The sequence below is a fragment of the Tardiphaga sp. P9-11 genome (assembly GCF_008329525.1).
In the GTDB taxonomy this organism is placed as follows: Bacteria; Pseudomonadota; Alphaproteobacteria; order Rhizobiales; family Xanthobacteraceae; genus Tardiphaga.
In genome coordinates, this window is the sequence record NZ_NPKQ01000002.1 from 438,408 (window position 1) to 458,222 (window position 19,815).

The 19,815-nt window shown below is 62.3% G+C and carries 20 protein-coding genes; 7 read left to right on the top strand and 13 right to left on the bottom strand.

Features of this window, described 5'->3' with window-relative positions:
- Nucleotides 1-8: 8 nt before the first annotated feature.
- The 3 genes from pssA to CIW50_RS08445 all read right to left on the bottom strand — a co-directional run bounded on the left by pssA (nt 9) and on the right by CIW50_RS08445 (nt 3,722).
- Nucleotides 9-887: a CDP-diacylglycerol--serine O-phosphatidyltransferase gene (gene pssA, locus CIW50_RS08435; RefSeq protein WP_149530814.1), complete on the bottom strand. Its 879-nt coding sequence runs from the start codon at nt 885-887 to the stop codon at nt 9-11.
- Between the two features lie 129 nt (nt 888-1,016).
- The gene (locus CIW50_RS08440) at nt 1,017-1,715 is read right to left on the bottom strand and encodes a phosphatidylserine decarboxylase (protein WP_149530815.1); all 699 of its coding nucleotides are present in this window, start codon (nt 1,713-1,715) and stop codon (nt 1,017-1,019) included.
- A gap of 51 nt (nt 1,716-1,766) precedes the next feature.
- Complete coding sequence (locus tag CIW50_RS08445; protein WP_149530816.1) at nt 1,767-3,722, bottom strand: ABCB family ABC transporter ATP-binding protein/permease; 1,956 nt, start codon at nt 3,720-3,722, stop codon at nt 1,767-1,769.
- Nucleotides 3,723-3,931: 209 nt separating this feature from the next.
- On the opposite strand from CIW50_RS08445, the gene CIW50_RS08450 reads away from it, so the two are divergent.
- Nucleotides 3,932-4,537 carry an LOG family protein gene (locus tag CIW50_RS08450; protein WP_149530817.1) on the top strand — a complete coding sequence of 202 codons (606 nt, stop codon included), beginning with the start codon at nt 3,932-3,934 and terminating at the stop codon, nt 4,535-4,537.
- A 6-nt stretch (nt 4,538-4,543) separates the two neighbouring features.
- Here the strand turns inward: CIW50_RS08450 and CIW50_RS08455 are convergent, their stop codons facing one another.
- The 3 genes from CIW50_RS08455 to cysS form a co-directional block, all read right to left on the bottom strand.
- Complete coding sequence (locus tag CIW50_RS08455; RefSeq protein ID WP_149530818.1) at nt 4,544-4,936, bottom strand: VOC family protein; 393 nt, start codon at nt 4,934-4,936, stop codon at nt 4,544-4,546.
- Between the two features lie 30 nt (nt 4,937-4,966).
- Nucleotides 4,967-5,461, bottom strand: coding sequence for a GNAT family N-acetyltransferase (locus CIW50_RS08460; RefSeq protein WP_149531559.1), 495 nt, complete (start codon nt 5,459-5,461; stop codon nt 4,967-4,969).
- A gap of 115 nt (nt 5,462-5,576) precedes the next feature.
- Nucleotides 5,577-6,971 carry a cysteine--tRNA ligase gene (gene cysS / locus CIW50_RS08465; RefSeq protein ID WP_149530819.1) on the bottom strand — a complete coding sequence of 465 codons (1,395 nt, stop codon included), beginning with the start codon at nt 6,969-6,971 and terminating at the stop codon, nt 5,577-5,579.
- Between the two features lie 302 nt (nt 6,972-7,273).
- Between cysS and CIW50_RS08470 the strand changes: the two genes are divergently transcribed.
- Both CIW50_RS08470 and CIW50_RS08475 read left to right on the top strand, forming a co-directional pair.
- A complete protein-coding gene (locus CIW50_RS08470; RefSeq protein WP_149530820.1) occupies nt 7,274-7,579 on the top strand; it encodes a Rossmann-fold NAD(P)-binding domain-containing protein in 306 nt (101 codons plus the stop codon).
- 231 nt (nt 7,580-7,810) lie between these two features.
- Nucleotides 7,811-8,998, top strand: coding sequence for a DUF2865 domain-containing protein (locus CIW50_RS08475; RefSeq protein ID WP_149530821.1), 1,188 nt, complete (start codon nt 7,811-7,813; stop codon nt 8,996-8,998).
- A 12-nt stretch (nt 8,999-9,010) separates the two neighbouring features.
- On the opposite strand, the gene CIW50_RS08480 is transcribed toward CIW50_RS08475, so the two are convergent.
- Genes CIW50_RS08480 through CIW50_RS08490 form a run of 3 tightly spaced genes read right to left on the bottom strand, consistent with a single transcriptional unit; the run spans nt 9,011 to nt 12,553 of the window.
- The gene (locus CIW50_RS08480) at nt 9,011-10,765 is read right to left on the bottom strand and encodes an NAD+ synthase (RefSeq protein WP_149530822.1); all 1,755 of its coding nucleotides are present in this window, start codon (nt 10,763-10,765) and stop codon (nt 9,011-9,013) included.
- Nucleotides 10,766-10,808: 43 nt separating this feature from the next.
- The gene (locus tag CIW50_RS08485; protein WP_149530823.1) at nt 10,809-11,162 is read right to left on the bottom strand and encodes a diacylglycerol kinase; all 354 of its coding nucleotides are present in this window, start codon (nt 11,160-11,162) and stop codon (nt 10,809-10,811) included.
- A 2-nt stretch (nt 11,163-11,164) separates the two neighbouring features.
- Entirely contained in the window at nt 11,165-12,553 is a 1,389-nt protein-coding gene (locus CIW50_RS08490; RefSeq protein ID WP_149530824.1) for a class II 3-deoxy-7-phosphoheptulonate synthase, read from the bottom strand.
- Nucleotides 12,554-12,712: 159 nt separating this feature from the next.
- Here CIW50_RS08490 and CIW50_RS08495 point away from each other — a divergent pair, with 159 nt between their 5' ends.
- On the top strand, nt 12,713-13,633 hold the full coding sequence (locus CIW50_RS08495; RefSeq protein WP_149530825.1) for an alpha/beta hydrolase family protein: 921 nt from the start codon (nt 12,713-12,715) through the stop codon (nt 13,631-13,633).
- Between the two features lie 25 nt (nt 13,634-13,658).
- Here CIW50_RS08495 and gor read toward each other — a convergent pair whose 3' ends face one another.
- The 3 genes from gor to rpiA are packed head-to-tail and all read right to left on the bottom strand — an operon-like array spanning nt 13,659 to nt 16,361.
- Nucleotides 13,659-15,044 (bottom strand): glutathione-disulfide reductase, encoded by a 1,386-nt coding sequence (gene gor, locus CIW50_RS08500; protein WP_149530826.1) that lies wholly within the window; start codon nt 15,042-15,044, stop codon nt 13,659-13,661.
- A gap of 55 nt (nt 15,045-15,099) precedes the next feature.
- Complete coding sequence (locus tag CIW50_RS08505; RefSeq protein ID WP_149530827.1) at nt 15,100-15,639, bottom strand: DUF2059 domain-containing protein; 540 nt, start codon at nt 15,637-15,639, stop codon at nt 15,100-15,102.
- Nucleotides 15,640-15,662: 23 nt separating this feature from the next.
- Nucleotides 15,663-16,361 carry a ribose-5-phosphate isomerase RpiA gene (gene rpiA, locus CIW50_RS08510; protein ID WP_149530828.1) on the bottom strand — a complete coding sequence of 233 codons (699 nt, stop codon included), beginning with the start codon at nt 16,359-16,361 and terminating at the stop codon, nt 15,663-15,665.
- 163 nt (nt 16,362-16,524) lie between these two features.
- On the opposite strand from rpiA, the gene CIW50_RS08515 reads away from it, so the two are divergent.
- The 3 genes from CIW50_RS08515 (at nt 16,525) to moaA (ending at nt 18,970) form a co-directional block, all read left to right on the top strand.
- Nucleotides 16,525-17,238: an HAD family hydrolase gene (locus CIW50_RS08515; protein WP_246664195.1), complete on the top strand. Its 714-nt coding sequence runs from the start codon at nt 16,525-16,527 to the stop codon at nt 17,236-17,238.
- A 150-nt stretch (nt 17,239-17,388) separates the two neighbouring features.
- Nucleotides 17,389-17,826, top strand: coding sequence for a hypothetical protein (locus CIW50_RS08520; RefSeq protein WP_149530829.1), 438 nt, complete (start codon nt 17,389-17,391; stop codon nt 17,824-17,826).
- A 112-nt stretch (nt 17,827-17,938) separates the two neighbouring features.
- On the top strand, nt 17,939-18,970 hold the full coding sequence (moaA, locus tag CIW50_RS08525) for a GTP 3',8-cyclase MoaA (protein ID WP_149530830.1): 1,032 nt from the start codon (nt 17,939-17,941) through the stop codon (nt 18,968-18,970).
- Nucleotides 18,971-18,997: 27 nt separating this feature from the next.
- On the opposite strand, the gene CIW50_RS08530 is transcribed toward moaA, so the two are convergent.
- Nucleotides 18,998-19,759 carry a sulfite exporter TauE/SafE family protein gene (locus tag CIW50_RS08530; RefSeq protein ID WP_149530831.1) on the bottom strand — a complete coding sequence of 254 codons (762 nt, stop codon included), beginning with the start codon at nt 19,757-19,759 and terminating at the stop codon, nt 18,998-19,000.
- Nucleotides 19,760-19,815: the final 56 nt, after the last annotated feature.

The following is a 19,815-nucleotide window of genomic DNA, read 5'->3' on the forward strand; positions in this document are numbered from 1 at the left end:
ACGGACAATCAGTTCAGGCGCGTGGGCCGATCGTCCGGCGCGATCTCCGGCGCACCCGGCGTATAGGGCGTCGATGCATTCGGCGTCACCGGGTCGACGGGCACCACCGACTGCGCGGCCAGCGCGCGTTCCTGATCGCGATACGACTTCCAGCCGAGCGGCAGGCTCAGCAGATAGATGATCGAGAGCGCCGACAGGATGTGCCAAGGGTACCCGATCAGCAGCGCAATGAAGAGCACGACGCCGACGAACACTGGCAATACCATCTCGCGCGGCACCCGCATGTTCACGGCCTTGCCGGAGAACACCGGCAGGCGCGACACCATCAGGAAGCCGATCAGCAGCGTGTAGAGGGTCGTCAGGATGGCCGGCGGCATCGGCATGCCCAGGAAGCCGAGATAGATCGGCAGCATCACGGCGAGAGCGCCCAGCGGCGCCGGCATGCCGGTGAAGAAGTTGGCGGCAAAGGCCGGCTTGTCCGGATCGTCCATGGTGGCGTTGAACCGCGCCAGCCGCAGGCTGCCGGCGATGGCGAACACCATCGCGGCGATCCAGCCGGCATTGCTGAGATCGTGGAGCTGCCAGAAATACAGGATCAGGCCAGGCGCCACGCCGAAATTGACGAAGTCGGCCAGACTATCGAGTTCCGCGCCGAACTTGGACTGGCCCTTGATCATGCGGGCGACACGGCCGTCGACACCGTCGAGTATGGCGGCGAACACGATGGCCGCAACCGCGAGTTCCATCCGCCCTTCGGTGGACAGGCGGATCGCCGTCAGGCCGGCGCAGATCGCCAGCAGCGTGATCATGTTCGGCACCAGCATCCGGATCGGAATGGTCCGGAACCGGCGGCGGCGCGTCTCGGGCGATGGGCTATCGTCTGGCATTTGCATAAGCTGACCTTAGCAAATCCCGCCCTGCTCCGCCATTGTGCCGTCCGGCCGCCCAAAGCGGCACCACAACGGGGTTAATTACCCCTGGGGTTAGTCACCCCTGGGGTTGATCAATCCGCTGGGTCAATCAACGCGGTAGGTCCGGCCACCGTCGCCAATCCGGAAATCGGCCAGCACGGTCTCGCCGGCAATCGCGGTCTGCCCCACGGCCACCAGCGCCTTGCTGCCCTCCGGCAGGTAGATATCCAGCCGGGAGCCGAAGCGGATCAGGCCGAAGCGCTCGCCGGCGGTCAGGGTCTGGCCCTCGCGCACGAAGGACACGATCCGGCGCGCCACCAGGCCGGCGATCTGCACCACGCCGATCCGGCCACCGGGAGTCGAAATGACCAGCGAATTGCGCTCATTGTCCTCGCTGGCCTTGTCCAGCTCGGCATTGATGAACTTGCCCGGTCGATACGCGATGCGCTCGATCCGGCCAGCCACCGGGCTCCGGTTTACGTGGACGTTGAAGACGCTCATGAACACCGAGATGCGCAGCAGCGGCTGGTCGCCGAGGCCCAGTTCAGCCGGCGGCAGCACCGGCTGCACCATCGACACCTTGCCGTCGGCCGGCGACACCACGACGCCCTCACGGGTTGGTGTCACGCGAACCGGATCGCGGAAGAACAGCGCACACCAGACAGTCAGGATCGTGCCGATCCAGCCCAGCGGCGTCCAGATCCAGAACAGCACCAGGCTCGCCAGCGCAAAAGCGCCGATGAACGGATAGCCTTCCTTGTGGATCGGCGGGATCTGGCCACGGATGGAATTTGCGATGGACATGGGTGCTTAAAACCTGGGTTCGGGCAGAATCTGGCCCTGCTTTAGCAGAGATTATTCCGCCGCGTCAGGCGTCATCAGCCGGTCGTCATCGACCGGCGGCGGGGTGCGATTGGGGGCGATGGCATCGTCGCCGATCTGGGCCAGCCGCTCACGAGCCTCCTGGGCCTCGCGCTGCCGGTTCCACATGCTGGCATAGAGACCGCCCGCAGCCAGCAACTGGCTATGGGCGCCCCGCTCGGCGATGCGGCCCTGATCGAGCACAATGATCTCGTCGGCGCCGACAATCGTCGACAGCCGATGCGCAATCACCAGCGAGGTGCGGCCCTGCGAGACCTTCTCCAGCGCGTCCTGGATCTCCTGCTCGGTATGGCTGTCGAGCGCCGACGTCGCCTCGTCGAGCAACAGGATCGGCGGGCCCTTCAGCACGGTGCGCGCAATGGCCACGCGCTGCTTCTCGCCGCCAGAAAGCTTCAGGCCGCGTTCGCCCACTTCGGTCTCGTAGCCCTTCGGTGACATGCGGATGAACGGGTCGATCTGGGCCATGCGGGCGGCCTCCTCGACTTCCGCGTCAGTCGCATCCCAGCGGCCATAGCGGATGTTGTAGCGAATGGTGTCGTTGAACAGCACGGTGTCCTGAGGAACCATGCCGATAGACTGGCGCAGCGAAGCCTGCGTGACATTGCGAATGTTCTGGCCGTCGATGGAGATCGTGCCGCCGGACACGTCGTACAGCCGGAACAGCAGCCGCGAGATAGTGGACTTGCCGGCCCCCGACGGACCGACAATGGCAACGGTCTTGCCGGCCGGGACCTCGAAGGAGAGTCCCTTCAGGATCGGCCGCTCCGGATCATAGGCAAAGCGCACATCGTCGAAGCGCACCGCGCCCGAGGTCACCAGCAGCGGCCTGGCACCGGCGATATCCTTCACTTCCGGATTGCGATTGAGGACGCCGAACATCTTCTCGATGTCGATGATCGCCTGCTTGATCTCGCGATACACCATGCCCATGAAATTCAGCGGCTGGTAGAGCTGGATCATCATGGCGTTGATCATGACGAAATCGCCCACCGTGTGGGTGCCGTTGCGCACGCCGACCGCGCACATCAGCATCGTCGATGTCAGACCGAGCGTGAAGATGATCGCCTGCCCGGTATTGAGCACAGCCAGAGACGTATAGGTCTTGACGCTGGCGCGCTCGAAACGCTCGACCGTCTTGTCATAGCGTTCGGCTTCGCGCGTCTCAGCGCTGAAATATTTCACCGTCTCGTAGTTCAACAGCGAGTCGATCGCCTTGGTATTCGCCTCGGTATCGGACTCGTTCATGTTGCGGCGGATGGCAATGCGCCACTCGGTCGCCAGGTACGTATAGTACATGTAGACGACCACGGTGATCGCCACGACCAGCACGTAACGCCAGTCGAACTGCCAGAGCAGCACACCCATCACCAGCAACAGTTCGATGATGGTCGGGACCAGCTGCAGGATGACCATGCGCACGATGACTTCGATGCCGGCGCGGCCGCGTTCGAGCACGCGCGTCAGACCGCCGGTCTTGCGCTCCAGATGAAAGCGCAGCGACAATTCGTGCATATGAACGAAAGTGAGATAGGCCAGCTTTCGCACTGCGTGCATCGCCACCTTGGCAAAGATGCCGTCGCGCCATTGCGTGAAGATCGCCATGAGCACGCGGATTGCACCGTAGCTGACGGTCATGGCGACGGGTGATGCGATCAGCCACAGCGTCCAGTTCGAGGACTGGACGGGAGCCGTATCGGCGCCGGTCAGCGCATCGATCGCCCATTTGAAGGTGAACGGCACCGTCAGCGTGGCCGCCTTGGCGACCAGCAGCAGCAACATCGACCAGACGACCCGCATCTTCAGGTCGTCGCGGTCGCCCGGCCAGATATAGGGCCACAGATGCGCAAGCGTCCCGAACAGGGTGCCGCGCTCAATATAGGCCGGATTGGGAGATGTTTCGTCGTTCAGCGCGGGATGGGAATTAGACATGCACGGCGCCTGGAAGGAACGAAACGGCGGCCCGAGGCCGCCTCAAAATGGAGGGCAATTTCATTAGAATGCATATAGGCGCTTTGCCGGAACGTCGCACCCTTGCGGAGCATTCTTTTCCCTGCGGAGAGGTGTCCCGGGCAGGAATTTCCCGTATCGCGTTCATTCCGTGTCTTGACGCTGTTATCCCGCAGTGCCACATGGATTCCATGAGCACAATTAAAACGATCTGCGTCTATTGCGGCTCCGGCCCTGGCACCAATCCCCGTTTCGTCGAATCAGCTGTTGCACTCGGCAAGATCATGGCCGAGCAAGGCATCGGCTTGGTCTATGGCGGCGGCTCCATCGGCCTGATGGGCGCGGTGGCCAAGTCGGTGCTGGACAATGGCGGCCGGGTCACCGGCATCATCCCGGAATTCCTGACCAAGCGCGAGAACGCGCTGACGGGCGCCCAGGAACTGATCGTCACCCACGACATGCATGAGCGCAAACGGCTGATGTTCGAGCGGTCGGACGCCTTCGTCGCCCTGCCCGGCGGTATCGGCACGCTGGAAGAGCTGGTCGAACAGCTCACCTGGCAGCAGCTCGGCCGGCACTCGAAGCCGATCCTGATGGCCAATATCGATAATTTCTGGGAGCCGCTGCTCGAGCTGCTCAAACACATGCGCTCAACGGCCTTCATCCGGCCGACACTGCCGCTGGACGTGCTGACGGCCGACCGGGCCGAAGACATCCTGCCCCGGCTCCGCGCCGCTGCGGCCCTGGCCTCCGACGAAGCCAAGAAGCTGGCCCCGGACGTCGCGACGCGGCTCTGACGCCTTCTACGACGTGGTGACGTCGTCCTTCGGGAACGTCACCACCTCGATACGATTGCCATCGGCATCGGCGATGAAAGCTGCATAGTAGCGCACGCGATCATGCGGCCGCAGCGAGGGCGCGCTTTCCGACACACCGCCAGCGGCCATGGCAACCACATAAAACGCATCAACCTCATCCATAGTCCTTACGCGCAAGCAAAGATGCGCGCCGCTATCAGGTAATAGCGGTGCCATGCCAGCACGCAGATTGATCCAGACTTCAGGATAGGTCTTGCCGAACCCGACCATCGCCGGACGTGTCACCAGTCGGGTCATGCCAAGCGGCGCGAAACTGCGCTCGTAGAACGGCACGGCGCGTTCGAGATTGCTGACGGCGATGGAGACATGATCGATCATCGGTCCTTCACCTCGTCGCCTCAGTTCAGATTACGACGCCCCGGCTTCGCCCAGTGTTTTTTGCATCGTGGTGTTGGCAAGCCACTCGTCATTCAACGGCACGCTGTTGCGCTGTGTCGGGATGTAGCCGCGCTTCTTGAAGAAGGGTTCGGCGGTGTCGCTGGCATCCACGGTCAGCAGCTTGGCGCCGCGTGCGCCTGCCAGTTTCTCGATCGCATCGATCAGCAGCGATGCCACGCCCCGCAGGGCGGCATTCGGATGCACGTAAAGCAGGTCGATGTGATTGGCGCCCTTCAGCGATGCAAAGCCGACCGGCACGCCGTCCAGCGTCGCAATCAGCGTCAGTTGCGACGCCAGCCGTTTGCCGAATGCCACCTCATCGTCGACAGTTGCAGCCCAGGCTTCCTGCTGCGCTTCGCTGTAATCGTCGCCGGTCAATTCCTCGATGCTGGCCACATAGATCGCAGCCGCAATCGCGGTGTCATCCGGCAGGAACGGGCGCAATGCCGGTTTCGCCTCGCCCATCGCGCTCACCAGAAATCCACCAGCTTCAGCGCCAGCGCGATCGCGCCGACGATCAGCGCCCATTTGATGGCGATGTAATATTTCCAGTGCTTTGGAAACGGTGTGTCGGGTCGGCTCACCGCGCGATCTCCCAGGTGGTGCCTTCCTTCGAGTCCTTGATGACGACGCCCATGGCAGCAAGTTCGTCGCGAATACGATCCGACTCCTTGAAATCCTTGCGGGCCCGTGCGGCTGTACGATCCGCAATCAAACCATCGACCTTTGCTGCATCGATCCCGCTGGCCTGTTGTTTGCGTCCATTCCATGCAGCAGCCGTTTCCGACAGGAAACCGAGCGCACGCAACGACGCTGCAAACTGGCTGCGATCGTCGTCATTGCCAGCTGCGGCGCTGTTGCGAAGACCGTGTAACGCCGCAACAGCCAGCGACGTATTCAGATCGTCGAACATCGGCTCCATCACCTTGTCGGAGACGTCACCACCTGTTGCATCCGCTGCGACCCAATACCAGTCATCGAGCGTCTTGGCGCTTTCTTCCAAACCTTTCACGGTCCAGTCGATCGGCGAACGATAGTGTGTCTTCAACATGTTCAGGCGCAGTACTTCGCCCGGCCAATCTTGCAGCAATTCGCGGATGGTGAAGAAATTGCCGAGGCTCTTCGACATCTTCTCGCCCTCGACCTGCAGGAAGCCGTTGTGCATCCAGTAATTCGCCATCGCATGCGTACCGTGCGCGCAGCGCGACTGGGCGATTTCGTTTTCATGATGCGGGAAGATCAGATCGAGGCCGCCCCCATGAATGTCGAAGATCGTGCCGAGATAGGCCTCCGCCATCGCCGAGCACTCGATGTGCCAGCCCGGACGGCCCCTGCCCCACGGGCTGTCCCAGCCGGGCTCTTCCGCGGATGACTGCTTCCACAACACGAAGTCGGTCGGATGCTTCTTGTGCGCATCGACTGCGACGCGCGCACCGGCCTGCTGGTCTTCCAGTTTGCGGCCGGAGAGTGCGCCATAGTCGGCCATCGACTGGGTGTCGAACAACACTTCGCCCGCAGCTTCATAGGCGTGGCCGCGCGCGATCAATTCCCTGATCAGCGTAACCATATCGGTCTTGCCGTCTGGTCGCGGCAGCACGAAGTCCGTCGCCCGCGGTTGATGGGTCGGCGGCAGGCAGCCCAGCGCATGAACGTCAGTCTCGAACTGATTGAACGTGGTCTCGGTGACCCGGCGGATCGCTTCGTTCAGGGGCAGCCCGGGAAAATCGCGCAACGCACGGTCGTTGATCTTGTCGTCGACGTCGGTGATGTTGCGGACATAGGTGACCTGGTCGGCGCCGTAGACGTGCCGCAGCAGCCGGAACAGCACGTCGAACACGATCACCGGGCGCGCATTGCCGATATGGGCGAAGTCGTAGACCGTCGGTCCGCAGACATACATCCGGACATTGTCGGCATCGATCGGCGTAAAGACGCGCTTTTCGCGGGTCAAAGTGTCGTAAAGGCGCAAATCCATGGAAGTTCCGTCCCTTGCGGCCGGGCGTCCAGTGATCTCCATTGAGATGATCTCGATCGAGAAAAGACGGCCTCAGCCAGCGAATCGCTAGCTCTTAATCTCGCGGCAAATGCCACAAATGGCGAGAGAACCGTTCATCCGGGCACCATGCGGCAACCCCAGGTGGCCCGTCAAGAGCGTGGAACAAAGCGGTGAAAGGCCGATTTCGGCCTCAATCAATGGCTACGTCGCCTATGGTTAATGATTGTTAATCTTTGAGGCGTATCGAATGAGGGCGAATTTCCTCATTCATTTGGTGAGTTATGAAACCCATTTCAGTCTTTCTGACCGCGGCATTTGTTCTGGCCGCTTCCTCGGTCTTTGCCGATTCCCGTGTCTTCATCATCGCCAACCAGTCTGACGGTTACGGTATTGACCAGTGCCTCGCCCGCGGCGAGAAGTGCGGCGCGCATGCCGCCCTGTCCTATTGCAAATCGCGCGCCTTCGACCAAGCGGTGGCCTATCGCCGTGTCGATCCCGATGAAGTGACCGGCTCGGTTCCGACATCAGGCAGCGCCTGCCATCACGGCAAATGCGACGAATTCGTTGCGATTACCTGCCAGCGCTGACATCCCCCGGCCTGCGACTTTCTTGCGTCAGGCTTGCGGCCACAGTGAGGCCCCGGAAACGACGTGACCCTGCCGCGAGAAGCAGCTATGGAAAGCCGCGTTCGCCGCCGCATTTTCATCGCGCGCGTCTGGCAACGTCGGCGAGAGGTTGGCGGCGGTATCAACGCGCGATGCCGGCACCAGTTCGTTTGTTTCTGTCTCGCTCGCTTCTGACTCGCGCATTGGCCGGATATGTCTGACACTGTGACTGCTTCCCTCTCTCGCTGGGCTTTCGTTGGTGCCGCACTGGTTGGTGCGCTGTCGCTGGGCACTCCTGCATCGGCGCAGAACGGACCGCCTCCGGGCTATCCCGCGCAGCAGGTCTATCCGCCAAGTCAGGCGCAGCAGCAGGGCTCTGCAAATCCGATGTGCGGACGCCTCGAAGCGCAGCTTTCGACCATCGATCGCGGCAACGGCCTCGATCCCGCGCGCGCCGAACAGCTCCGCCGCTATGAGGACGCCGCGTCCAAGCAGCAAAACGAGCTCGATCGGGTCTCGGCGCAGGCCAAGCGGATGGGCTGCGACAGTTCCGGCTTCTTCTCGCTGTTCAATGGTCAGTCGCAGCAGTGCGGCCCGGTCAACACCCAGATCCAGCAGATGCGCGGCAATCTGGATCAGATCACCAGCAATCTTGAGCGCCTGCGCGTCGGCACGCCCGGCAGTTCGGATCGCGACACCCAACGCCGTTCGGTGCTGCTGGCGCTCGCGCAGAACAATTGCGGCCCGCAATACGCCGCCGCTGCGCAGCGTGCCGCGCCGCAGAACTCAGGCCCCGGCGGTTTCCTGAGCAACCTGTTCGGCAACAACGAGCCAAGCCCCGGCGCGCCGCCGCTGGATGGCAATATGAGCCCCGTTCCGTCCGGCACCTATCGGACCGTCTGCGTGCGCACCTGCGACGGCTTCTATTTCCCGATCTCGTTCGCAACGATCCCGGCGCGCTTCGGCGATGACGAGCGGACGTGCAAGAATCTCTGCCCGGCATCCGACGCCAACCTGTTCACCTATCGCAATCCTGGCGAGGACATGAACTCTGCGGTCTCCATCGCGGGTCAGCCCTATTCGTCGTCGCCGAATGCTTTCAAGTATCGCACCGAATTCAACCCGTCATGCTCCTGCAAGGCGCAGGGCCAGACCTGGTCCGAGGCGTTGAAGAATATCGACGACAAATCAGCAGCGGAGAATGGCGACATCATCGTCACCGAGGAACGCGCGAAGCGGATGTCGCAGCCGCAGAAGGGCACACCCGCGGCATTGAAGAAGGGCGCGACGACCGATGCCCCTCCGGCGGCAGCGGCGCCTGCGCAGCCTGTGGCACCGTCCACTCCTGGACAGATCCGCACGGTCGGCCCGCAATTCCTGCCGAATAACGCGCCGCGCTAAGCGGCGCGCGTTCTAGCCGTCGAACGCTTCCGCCGAACCCTTGCTGGCGCGTGTGACAAGATCTTCGTCCGGCTTCGGCAATGGATTGGCCAGATCACGAAACTTGTTGGTGATCGGATAGCGGCGATCCCTGCCAAAGTTCTTCCGCGTCACTTTCACGCCCGGCGCCGCCTGTCGGCGCTTGTATTCGGCGATGTTGAGCAGCCGATCGATGCGCGTCACGACGTCCTTCTCAAAGCCGGCGGCGACGATCTCCGACAGCGGCTCTTCGCGTTCGACGAGGCGCTCGAGAATGCCATCGAGAATATCGTATGGGGGTAGCGAGTCCTGATCGGTCTGGTTCTCGCGTAGCTCGGCCGTGGGCGGACGGATGATGATATTGACCGGGATCACTTCACCATCGGGACCGAGCGCGATGTCCGGCTTCCATGAATTGCGCAGTGCCGAGATACGGAATACCTGTGTCTTGTAGAGATCCTTGATCGGATTGAAGCCGCCATTCATATCGCCATAAAGCGTGGCATAGCCGACCGACATTTCCGACTTGTTGCCTGTCGTGACGACCATCGCGCCGGTCTTGTTGGAGACCGCCATCAACAGCGTGCCGCGGGTGCGGGCCTGCAGGTTCTCTTCGGTGATGTCACGCGCGAGCCCCTTGAAGGTGTCCGCGAGGATTTTCTCGAAACCGTTCACCGCATCGGCAATAGGCAGGATCTCGTAGCGGAAGCCGAGTGCCTTCGCGAGCTTGTCGGCATCGTCGAGCGACACCTGTGCGGTGTAGCGGAATGGCAGCATGATCCCGCGCACGCGATCGGCGCCGAGCGCATCGACGGCAATGGCGGCGCAGAGCGCGCTGTCGATGCCGCCGGAGATGCCCATGAGCACGCCGGGGAAGCCGTTCTTGTTCACGTAATCACGCAGGCCGAGCACGCAGGCCGCGTAGTCGCCCTCGTCGCCTTCGAGTACAGGCGCAATCGGTCCATTGCAGCGCCAGTGACCGCCGCTCTTTTCGAAGGTCAGCGTGGCGATGCTCTCGGAGAAAGCCGGCATTTGCGCGCCGAGCGAGCGATCCGCGTTGAGCACGAAGGACGAGCCGTCGAACACGAGTTCGTCCTGACCGCCAACCTGGTTGAGATAGACCAGCGGCAATCCGCTCTCGGTGACGCGGGCGACCTGTACCGACAGGCGCAAATCCGTCTTGCCGCGAGCATAGGGCGAGCCGTTCGGCACGATCAGGATTTCAGCGCCGGTCTCTGTAAGGGTCTCGACCACGTCTTCGTAGTCGGCGGATTCCTCCATCCAGGTGTCTTCGCAGATCGGCACGCCGACACGCAGGCCGCGGATCGTCATTGGGCCGGATACCGAGCCACGGGCGAAGACGCGCTTCTCGTCGAACACGCCGTAGTTCGGAAGGTTGACCTTGAAGCGGATCGCGGCGATGCGGCCTTCGTCCAGCAGCGCGCAGGCATTATAGAGCTTGCCGCCATCGACCCAGGGCGAACCGATCAGCACAGCGGGACCACCGTCCGCGGTCTCGCGCGCCAGCTCCTCGATGGCCGCACGGCAGGCAGCCTGAAATGCCGGTTTCAGCACAAGATCTTCCGGTGGGTAGCCGGCGATGAACAATTCAGGAAACACGATCAGCGTCGCGCCGTCGGCTTTAGCTTGCGCCCGCGCGGTGCGCGCCTTGGCGGCATTGCCGGTGATGTCCCCGACGATAGGATTGAGCTGGGCGAGCGTGACCGTGAAGCGCGTCAATTCTGTCATGGAAACATCCAAGCCTACCGGCCCACCCTTCGCAACTGCATGTTTAAAGGAGCCCTATGCGCTCACCGAGCGCGTACAGCCAGGTCATGCCGGCGATCACCAGCGCGACGCCGACGGCCGCCGAGCCCATGTCCTTCACACGCCCGATCTGCGGATCGTGGTCGGTGGTGAGCCGATCGGCCAGTTTCTCGATAGCGGTATTGAGGAGTTCGACGGTGAGCAGCAGCAAAACCACCGCCACCAGCTCGAGCCGGCGCGCTGCGGTGGTGCCGATAAGGAATGACAGCGGGACTGCGAGGAGCAGCGCAAACAGCTCCTCGCGAATGGCCTGCTCCGATCGCGTTGCGAAGGTCAGGCCATTCCAGGTGTTGATGCAGGCCCGCCAGAGGCGCGACAAGTTTAGAGACCCGATGCCACCGGCAGCGGCTCCGCCCTGTCGACACGGGACGTCTTGAGTAGTTCGGCAATCAGGAACGCCATGTCGATAGCCTGCTCGGCATTCAGACGGGGATCGCAGACCGTGTGATAGCGGTCGTTGAGATCCTCGTCCGAAATGGCGCGCGCGCCACCGGTGCATTCCGTCACGTTCTGGCCGGTCATCTCCAGATGCACGCCGCCCGGATGGGTGCCTTCGGCTGCATGGATCTGGAAGAACGACTTCACTTCCGACAGGATGCGGTCGAACGGCCGGGTCTTGTAGCCCGAGTTCGACGTGATGGTGTTGCCGTGCATCGGATCGCACGACCATACCACCGAGCGCCCTTCCTTCTGCACCGCGCGGATGAAGCCCGGCAGATGCTCCCCAACCTTCTCGTGGCCAAAGCGGTTGATCAGCGTCAGGCGGCCGGGCTCATTGTCCGGATTGAGAACGTCGATCAGCTTCAGCAGTTCATCCGGCTTCAGCGACGGGCCACACTTCAGGCCGATCGGATTCTTGATGCCGCGGAAGTATTCCACATGCGCGTGATCGAGCTGGCGTGTGCGGTCGCCGATCCAGATCATGTGCCCTGAGGTCGCGTACCAGTCGCCGGTCGTGGAATCGACGCGGGTGAAGGCCTGCTCATAGCCGAGCAACAGCGCTTCGTGGCTGGTGTAGAAATCCGTCGACCGCAGCTCCGGATGGCTTTCCAGGTTGAGGCCGCAGGCGCGCATGAAGTTCAGCGCATCCGAAATGCGATCGGCCAGTTCCTTGTAACGGCGCGACTGCTGCGAATCCTTCAGGAAGCCGAGCATCCACTGATGCACGCTGCCGAGATTGGCGAAACCGCCTGTCGCGAAAGCGCGCAGCAGATTGAGCGTCGCTGCCGACTGGCGATAAGCCATCAGCTGGCGCTGCGGATCGGGCACGCGCGATTCCGCCGTGAAGGCGATGTCGTTGATGATGTCGCCACGATAGCTCGGCAGTTCGACGCCGTTGAGCTTCTCCATCGGCGAGGACCGCGGCTTGGCGAACTGACCGGCGATACGGCCGATCTTCACCACGGGCAGCGCGCCGGCATAGGTCAGCACGACCGACATCTGCAGGAAGGCGCGGAAGAAATCGCGGATATTGTTGGCACCGTGTTCGGCAAAGCTCTCGGCGCAATCACCGCCCTGCAGCAGGAAGGCTTCGCCGGCGGCCACGCGGGCGAGCGACTTCTTCAGATTGCGGGCTTCACCTGCAAAAACCAGCGGCGGAAACGTAGCAAGCTGCGCCTCGACATCGCCAAGGGCCTTGAGATCCGGGTATTCCGGCATTTGCAGCACGGGCTTGCCGCGCCAGCTATCGGGCGTCCACCGCTCGGACATCACTTCTCTCCTGAAAACCGCGCTTTATGGCTGCGGAGGCCGCGTTATACACAGCACAGATGGGGATCGCCAGTTCGAAATCCACATTGCGCGCCAAGCCCTTGCAGCCAAAGCCGAATTCGCCTTTGCTAGGCTCGGGCAAGGAACATATGGGACACCATGGGAGAAACTGCGGTGTCGGAGGCTACACTGGACGACGCTTTTGCCGATGACATCACCTTCCAGGCGGCCGACGGCTATTCGTTGGGCGCGACGCTGTACCTGCCCCGCGGCGCCCGAACTCATGCGGTTCTGATCAATTCCGCAACCGCCGTTCCCCGCAAAATCTACAGGGGCTTCGCCAGCTACCTCGCCAGCCGCGGTTGCGCCGTACTGACCTATGACTATCGCGGCACCGGGGATTCGCGGCCCAAGGCCGATCCCCTGTCCGGCCGGTCGAACGGACTGGTCGGCTTCAAGGCATCCATGACCGACTGGGCGGCGCTCGATGTTACCGCCGCGGTGACCTGGATGCGCGAGCGCTACAAGACGATGCCGCTCGCCTTTGTCGGTCACTCCTTCGGCGGTCAGGCGCTCGGCCTGATCCCCAACAATTCCGAGGTGTCGCGCGCCCTGCTCATCGCGGCACAGGCAGGCACCTGGCGGCTGATGACGCCGCCAGAGGGCTATCGCATCTATGCGCTGATGAAATTCGTCGGCGCGCCGCTGGCCCGCTTCATCGGCTATGCGCCCGGCAGGATAGGTCTCGGCTACGATCTGCCGCGCGACGTGTTTCTGGAATGGGCGGGCTGGGTGACCAGCGATCGTTACTTCTTCGATGACAGCAAGCTCAGGGCGCTCGTGAATTTCCCGCGCTACCGCGGCGAGTTGCGCGCGCTGAGTTTCACGGACGACCCATGGGCCACGCGTGCCGCTGTAGAAATGCTCTGCGGCGGCTTTACGTCGATCAAGCCGGAGATCGACAGTATCCGCCCCGTCGAGGCCGGCTCGAACAGGGTCGGCCATTTCGGATTCTTCCGGCCGGAGCACCGCGACACGCTGTGGCGCGGCGCAGCCGAATGGATCCAGATGCAAGATTGATTGTCCCGCGGCTATGCCGTGCTGACTATTCGGCGGCTTCGCGCACGTAACGCGCGGTCGGTGTGCGCATCGTCACCAGCTCCTCGGCCGCACTCGGATGCACGGCCACCGTGGCGTCGAAATCAGCCTTGGTCACCTTCAGCTTCACGCAGATGCCCAGCACCTGGATGAGTTCGGCCGCTTCCGGTCCGACGATATGGGCGCCGACCACGATATCCGTCGCGCCGTCGACCACCAGCTTCATCAGCACCCGGCTTTCGCTGCCGGAGATGGTCGATTTGATCGACCGGAAATTGGTCTTGTAGATATCGACGTGACTGAAGGTGACCCGCGCCTCTTCTTCGCTCATGCCGACGGTGCCGACTTCCGGCTGCGTGAACACCGCGGTCGGGATATTGCTGTGATCGACCTTCACGGTCTTCTTGCCGAACACCGTATCTGCAAATGCGTGGCCTTCGCGGATCGCCACCGGCGTGAGGTTGACGCGATTGGTGACGTCACCGACCGCGTAGATATGAGGCACATTGGTTTGCGAGAACTCGTTGACGATGATGCCGCCATGGGCGGGCTTGAGCGCAACGCCAGCCTTCTCGAGGCCGAGATTGGCAGTGTTCGGATTGCGCCCGATCGCGAACAACACCTGATCGGACGCGATACTTGCGCCGCTGGACAGATGCGTCGTGAAGTCGTGCCGGTGCTTCTCGACCCTGGTCACCGTGCAACCGGTCAGGATGGTGATGCCATCCTTTTCCATCTCGCTGCGGACATGGGCGCGCACGTCTTCATCGAAGCCGCGCAGGATATTGTCGCCGCGATAGATCACCGTCACGTCGGAGCCCAATCCTGCAAAGATGCAGGCAAATTCCAGCGCGATGTAACCACCGCCCTGGATCACGATGCGCTTCGGCAGTTCGGGCAGATGAAACACCTCGTTCGAGGAGATCACATGTTCGATGCCGGGAATCACAGGCCCATGATTGGGCGCGCCGCCCGTGGCGATGAGGATATGCTTGGCGTGCACCGTCTCGCCGGTGCCGAGCCGCAGCGTGTGCGGATCCTCGAACACGGCGCGGGTCTTGACGGTCGTTGCACCGGTTTTCTCCACATTGGACTGATAGATGCCCTCGAGCCGTGCGATCTCCTTGTCCTTGTTGGCGATGAAGGTCGACCAGTCGAATGTCGCCGTCGGGATTGTCCAGCCGAATCCGGCGGCATCGTCGATCTCGCGCTGAACATGCGAGGCATAGACCATCAGCTTCTTCGGCACGCAGCCGCGGATCACGCAGGTGCCGCCGAACCGATATTCCTCGGCCACCATGACCTTCGCGCCGTAGCCGGCCGCGATACGGGCGGCGCGCACGCCGCCAGAACCACCACCAATGACAAACAGATCAACGTCGACGTCAGCCATGATCGCTCCGAACTGCGGACTGAGGCCGGGGATGCCGGGCCTCAGCTTACGCCCCCTAGATTTCCTTGCCGCGCTTGCGCATTTCAGCGCGGAACAGGCCGTTGACCTGCTCCGAAAACTGCTGCGCCCACTGCTGCATATAGGTCATGCTGGCGGAAATCGACTGGGGCTCCTGCACCAGAAGTTTCTGGCCGAGCGGTGACTTGTAGAATGTCGCAAGATCCTTCAACTCCGCCTCGGTGAAGTCGCTGGCATAGATCTTCGCCATCTGCTCGGTGATCTCCTTGTCGCGCCCGGCCATCGTCTGCGCGATGGTGATGGCGACCTCGTTGAGATCCTTCTGATAGTTCAGATTGCTCTGCAGCAGCGAATCCTTGACGCGCTGAACCATGTTCGGCACGGCGTTGGCATACATCGCACTGGCATTCTTCATCGCCAGAATTTCCTTAGCGTAACCGATCGCGGCGGGCGACGCCGGCTTGATCGGCCGGGCCTGTCCTTCCGGAGACGCCTGCTGCGCTGAGACCGGCAGCGCGATCCCTGCAACGCTGAGCGCAAGACCAGCGGACAGCAGCATGTGCGAGAGCTTCTTCATTCCAATTCTCCTTGATTGCGCCGTTACGGACGCTCGAAAACGCGAATTCCCTGCGATCCTGCCAGCATGGCGGTGCTTGCCAGACCGATAAACAGACCGTGCTCGACCACGCCCGGAATGGCGCCGAGCAGCCCGGCCAGGCGGGGCGCATCGGTGATCGTCCCGAGCCGGGCGTCGATGATCCAGTGGCCGCCATCGGTGACGAAAGCATGACCGTCCTTGCCGTTGCGAACGGCCATCTCACCGCTCAGGCCGCACTGTGCGAACACCTGCGCGACGGCGCGACGGGTAGCGGAGAGCCCGAACGGAACCACCTCGATCGGAAGCGGGAAACGACCGAGCTTCGGCACCCATTTGGAATCGTCGGCGATGACGATCATGCGGTCGGACGCCGCCGCCACGATCTTCTCGCGCAACAATGCGCCGCCGCCGCCCTTGATAAGATTCAGCGCCGGATCAACTTCGTCCGCGCCGTCCACCGTGAGATCGAGCCGATCGACCTCATCGAGCGTGGTCAGCGGCACGCCGCAGCGTTCGGCATCGGCGCGTGTAGCTTCGGATGTCGGGACACCAATGACCTTGAGACCGCCCGCCACGCGTTCACCGAGCAGTTCGACGAAATGTTTCGCTGTCGACCCCGTGCCGAGCCCAAGCTTCATGCCGTCACGCACATGTTCGAGCGCCTTGGCGGCAGCCTGTCGTTTCAGCTCGTCCATATTCATCGGCGCGGCGGTCCTTGTTCAAAACTGTCCCACGGACGGGATGCGCCGCATATCTAGCGACGTTTGGGAGCAAGGAACAGGGCGAAGGACGTGCTTTCCCAGGGAATGCAGGCTGCATTCCCTGGGATGCCGGACCGCATCAGGCCCCTTGCGGGATCGGCCGATGACCGGTAGCGATCCTCGCATGACAGATGCTTCCCCTGCTCCCGTCGTCGTTTTCGACCTCGACGGCACCCTCGTCGATACCGCCCCCGATCTCATCAGTGCGCTGAATCATGTGCTCCATCAGGAGGGGCTGGCCCCCGTCCCGCTGGAATCAGCGCGGAAAATGATCGGCCAGGGCGCCCGGCGCCTGATCGAACGTGGGCTGGAGCTAGAGGGGCGCGAAATGACCCCGGACGAGGTCACCCGTCTGACCAAAAACTTCATTGATTATTACGCGGAGCACATCGCCGATGAGTCCCTCCCCTTCGAGGGCCTGATCGCGGCACTCGACGAGATGGCAGGGCGTGGCTACCGTTTCGCGGTCTGCACCAACAAGCTGGAATTTCTGTCCAAGCTGCTGCTGGAAAAGCTGCAGCTGACCGACCGATTCGCGGCGATATGCGGTGCTGACACCTTTGGCGTGTCGAAGCCCGATCCGGTGATCCTGCAGCAGACGGTAGCGCGGGCCGGCGGCGTGATGTCGTCGGTGGTGATGGTCGGCGATGCCGGCCCGGATGTCGGCGTGGCACGGCGTGCCAATGTCCCGGTGATCGGCGTCACGTTCGGCTATACGGATGTCCCGATTGCCGAGCTCAAGCCCGACATCGTCATCGACCATTTCCGCGATCTGCCGGCGACAGTTGAACGTCTGATGTCCAAACGCCCTACCTAGCCTGTTCATTTAATTGAGCTTCTCAGGTTTTTCGGCGGTGCCATTAACCATCAATTAACTATAAGCCACCCGCGTGTTGCGTCATATGTACGACGCTCTTATGGTTGCCCCGGGGATGGCGGCTAGCCGCAAAACGTGACGGATATACCCATGCGTAGAGTAATAGTTTTGGCAGCGGCAGGCCTGAGCCTGGCCGGTTGCACCTCGTTCTCCATGGACGCATTCAAGTCGGCGCCGGAACCGGTTACCGTGCAATTCGACTCGGTTCCGCCCGGCGCAGAGGTGGTCACGTCGATCGGCCCGAGCTGCAAGACACCCTGCTCGTTGCCTCTGGCAACGGAAACCGGGTTCAGCGCAACGTTTACCCTCGCAAAATTCCAGCCGATGACGGTTCCCGTGACCGTCACCCGCGTTCCCGGGGATTTCACCTCGCCCGCACGGACCACGGTCGATCCGAGCCCGGTCGTCGCCGAACTGCAGCCCGCTACGCCGCCACGACGCGCCCGCAAGGCCGCCAAGCGCGCGGCAGCACCTGCCGCTGCTCCGGCGGCCGCAGCCGCAGGTTCCCCGTTCCCCGCCCCTCGCTGATCCGTCAAACATATACGTTGGCGTGATTGTGCCAGCTGCAACAGGTGACTAGATTGATCGTGCGGCGTTTTTCGCCGCGCGATCAACACGTCAATTGCGGCAAGGCATTTGAATGAGCGTATCCGAGTTGAACCCTGCTCTGGCCTCTTCCGCCATGACCGATCCGTTCGGCCGGCGGATCAGCTATCTGCGCGTCTCGGTGACGGATCGCTGCGATCTGCGCTGCTTCTACTGCATGTCGGAAGACATGACTTTCCTGCCCAAGGCTGACCTGCTGACGCTGGAAGAACTCGACCGGCTCTGCTCCGCGTTCATTGCCAAGGGCGTCACCAAGCTGCGACTTACCGGCGGCGAACCACTGGTCCGGCGCAATGTGATGGGCCTCGTGCGTTCACTGTCGCGCCACCTCAAGACCGGCGCACTGAAAGAACTGACGCTGACGACCAACGGCTCGCTGCTCGCCAAATATGCCGATGAGCTGGCGGATTGCGGCGTGAAACGCATCAACGTCTCGATGGACACGCTCGATCCCGCGAAATTCCGCACCATCACCCGCTGGGGCGATCTCAACAAGGTGCTGGCCGGCATCGATGCTGCGCAGGCTGCGGGCCTCGCCGTGAAGATCAATGCCGTGGCCCTCAAGAACATGAATGAGGAAGAGATCCCCTCGCTGATCGAATGGGCCCATGGCCGCGACATGGCGCTGACGTTGATCGAGGTGATGCCGATGGGCGATATCGGCGAAGGCCGTATCGACCAGTATGTGCCGTTGTCGATGCTGCGCACGCGCCTCGCCAACCAGTTCACGATGACGGATTTGCCCGACGATACCGGCGGTCCTGCCCGCTATGTTCGCGTCGCCGAGACCGGCGGCAAGATCGGCTTCATCACGCCGATGACCCACAATTTCTGCGAATCCTGCAACCGCGTCCGCATTACCTGCACCGGCACGATCCATACCTGCCTCGGACACGAGGACGCATCCGACCTGCGCAAGCCTCTACGTGCCTCCGAGAGCAATGAACTGCTCAATGCCACGATTGATCGCGCCATCGGCCTGAAGCCGAAGGGCCACGACTTCATCATCGATCGACGCCACAACCGGCCGAGCGTCAGCCGGCATATGAGCGTGACCGGCGGATAGCTGACGGCAAGTCGCGCTGCAGCCTATCTACAACCAATATCGCCATGCGTAAGCGATCGTCATGATCGCTCCGGAGACGATCACGAACCAGCGGACGATGTCGGCCGGCAGTACCCTGACAAGAGCCCCGCCCGCATAACCGCCAATCAAAGCACCCGCCAACATCAGCAGAGTTTGCGGCCATCGAACCATCCCCTGGGCGATGAAAATGACAGTAGTAGCGAGGCTGACGCAGCTCGCCAGTACGTTCTTCAGGACCTTAACCTTGCGAATGTCATTCGGCTCGCTCAGTGACAGCACAGCCGTCAGAATGACGCCAAGTCCGGCGCCGAAGAAGCCGCCATAGATCGACGCCGCTGCCACCACAACGATGCTGCGACGTCCGGAAGTCCTTTCAGCGCCACGCCGGGTCTCGGCCCAATGTCCAATTCGCGGTGCGAAAGCGAATAACGCCGTTGCAAAGCCGATCAGCGCCGGCACCGGCAGGACAAACAAGCGGTCCGGCAGAGCGAGCAGCAACAATGCGCCGACGACACCCCCGCATATGCTCGCGCAAAGCAACGCGATGATGCGCCCCTCCATCGGAGGCATTTTCTCCCGATCAGCAAAGCCCGCCACCAGATGGCCAGGCGCAATGGCAACCGCATTCGATGCGTTGGCAACAACTGGCGGCAGCCCCGCCGCGAGCATCGCCGGAAAGGTGATCAGCGTGGCGCCGCCCGCCAATGCGTTGACGATGCCACCCAAGAGACCTGCGAGAAACAAGAGTATGATGATCGTCCAGTCCATGCGCACTACCCATCCCAAATCACGGGACGGCTTAGAGCACCTCGACAACGGCGTCT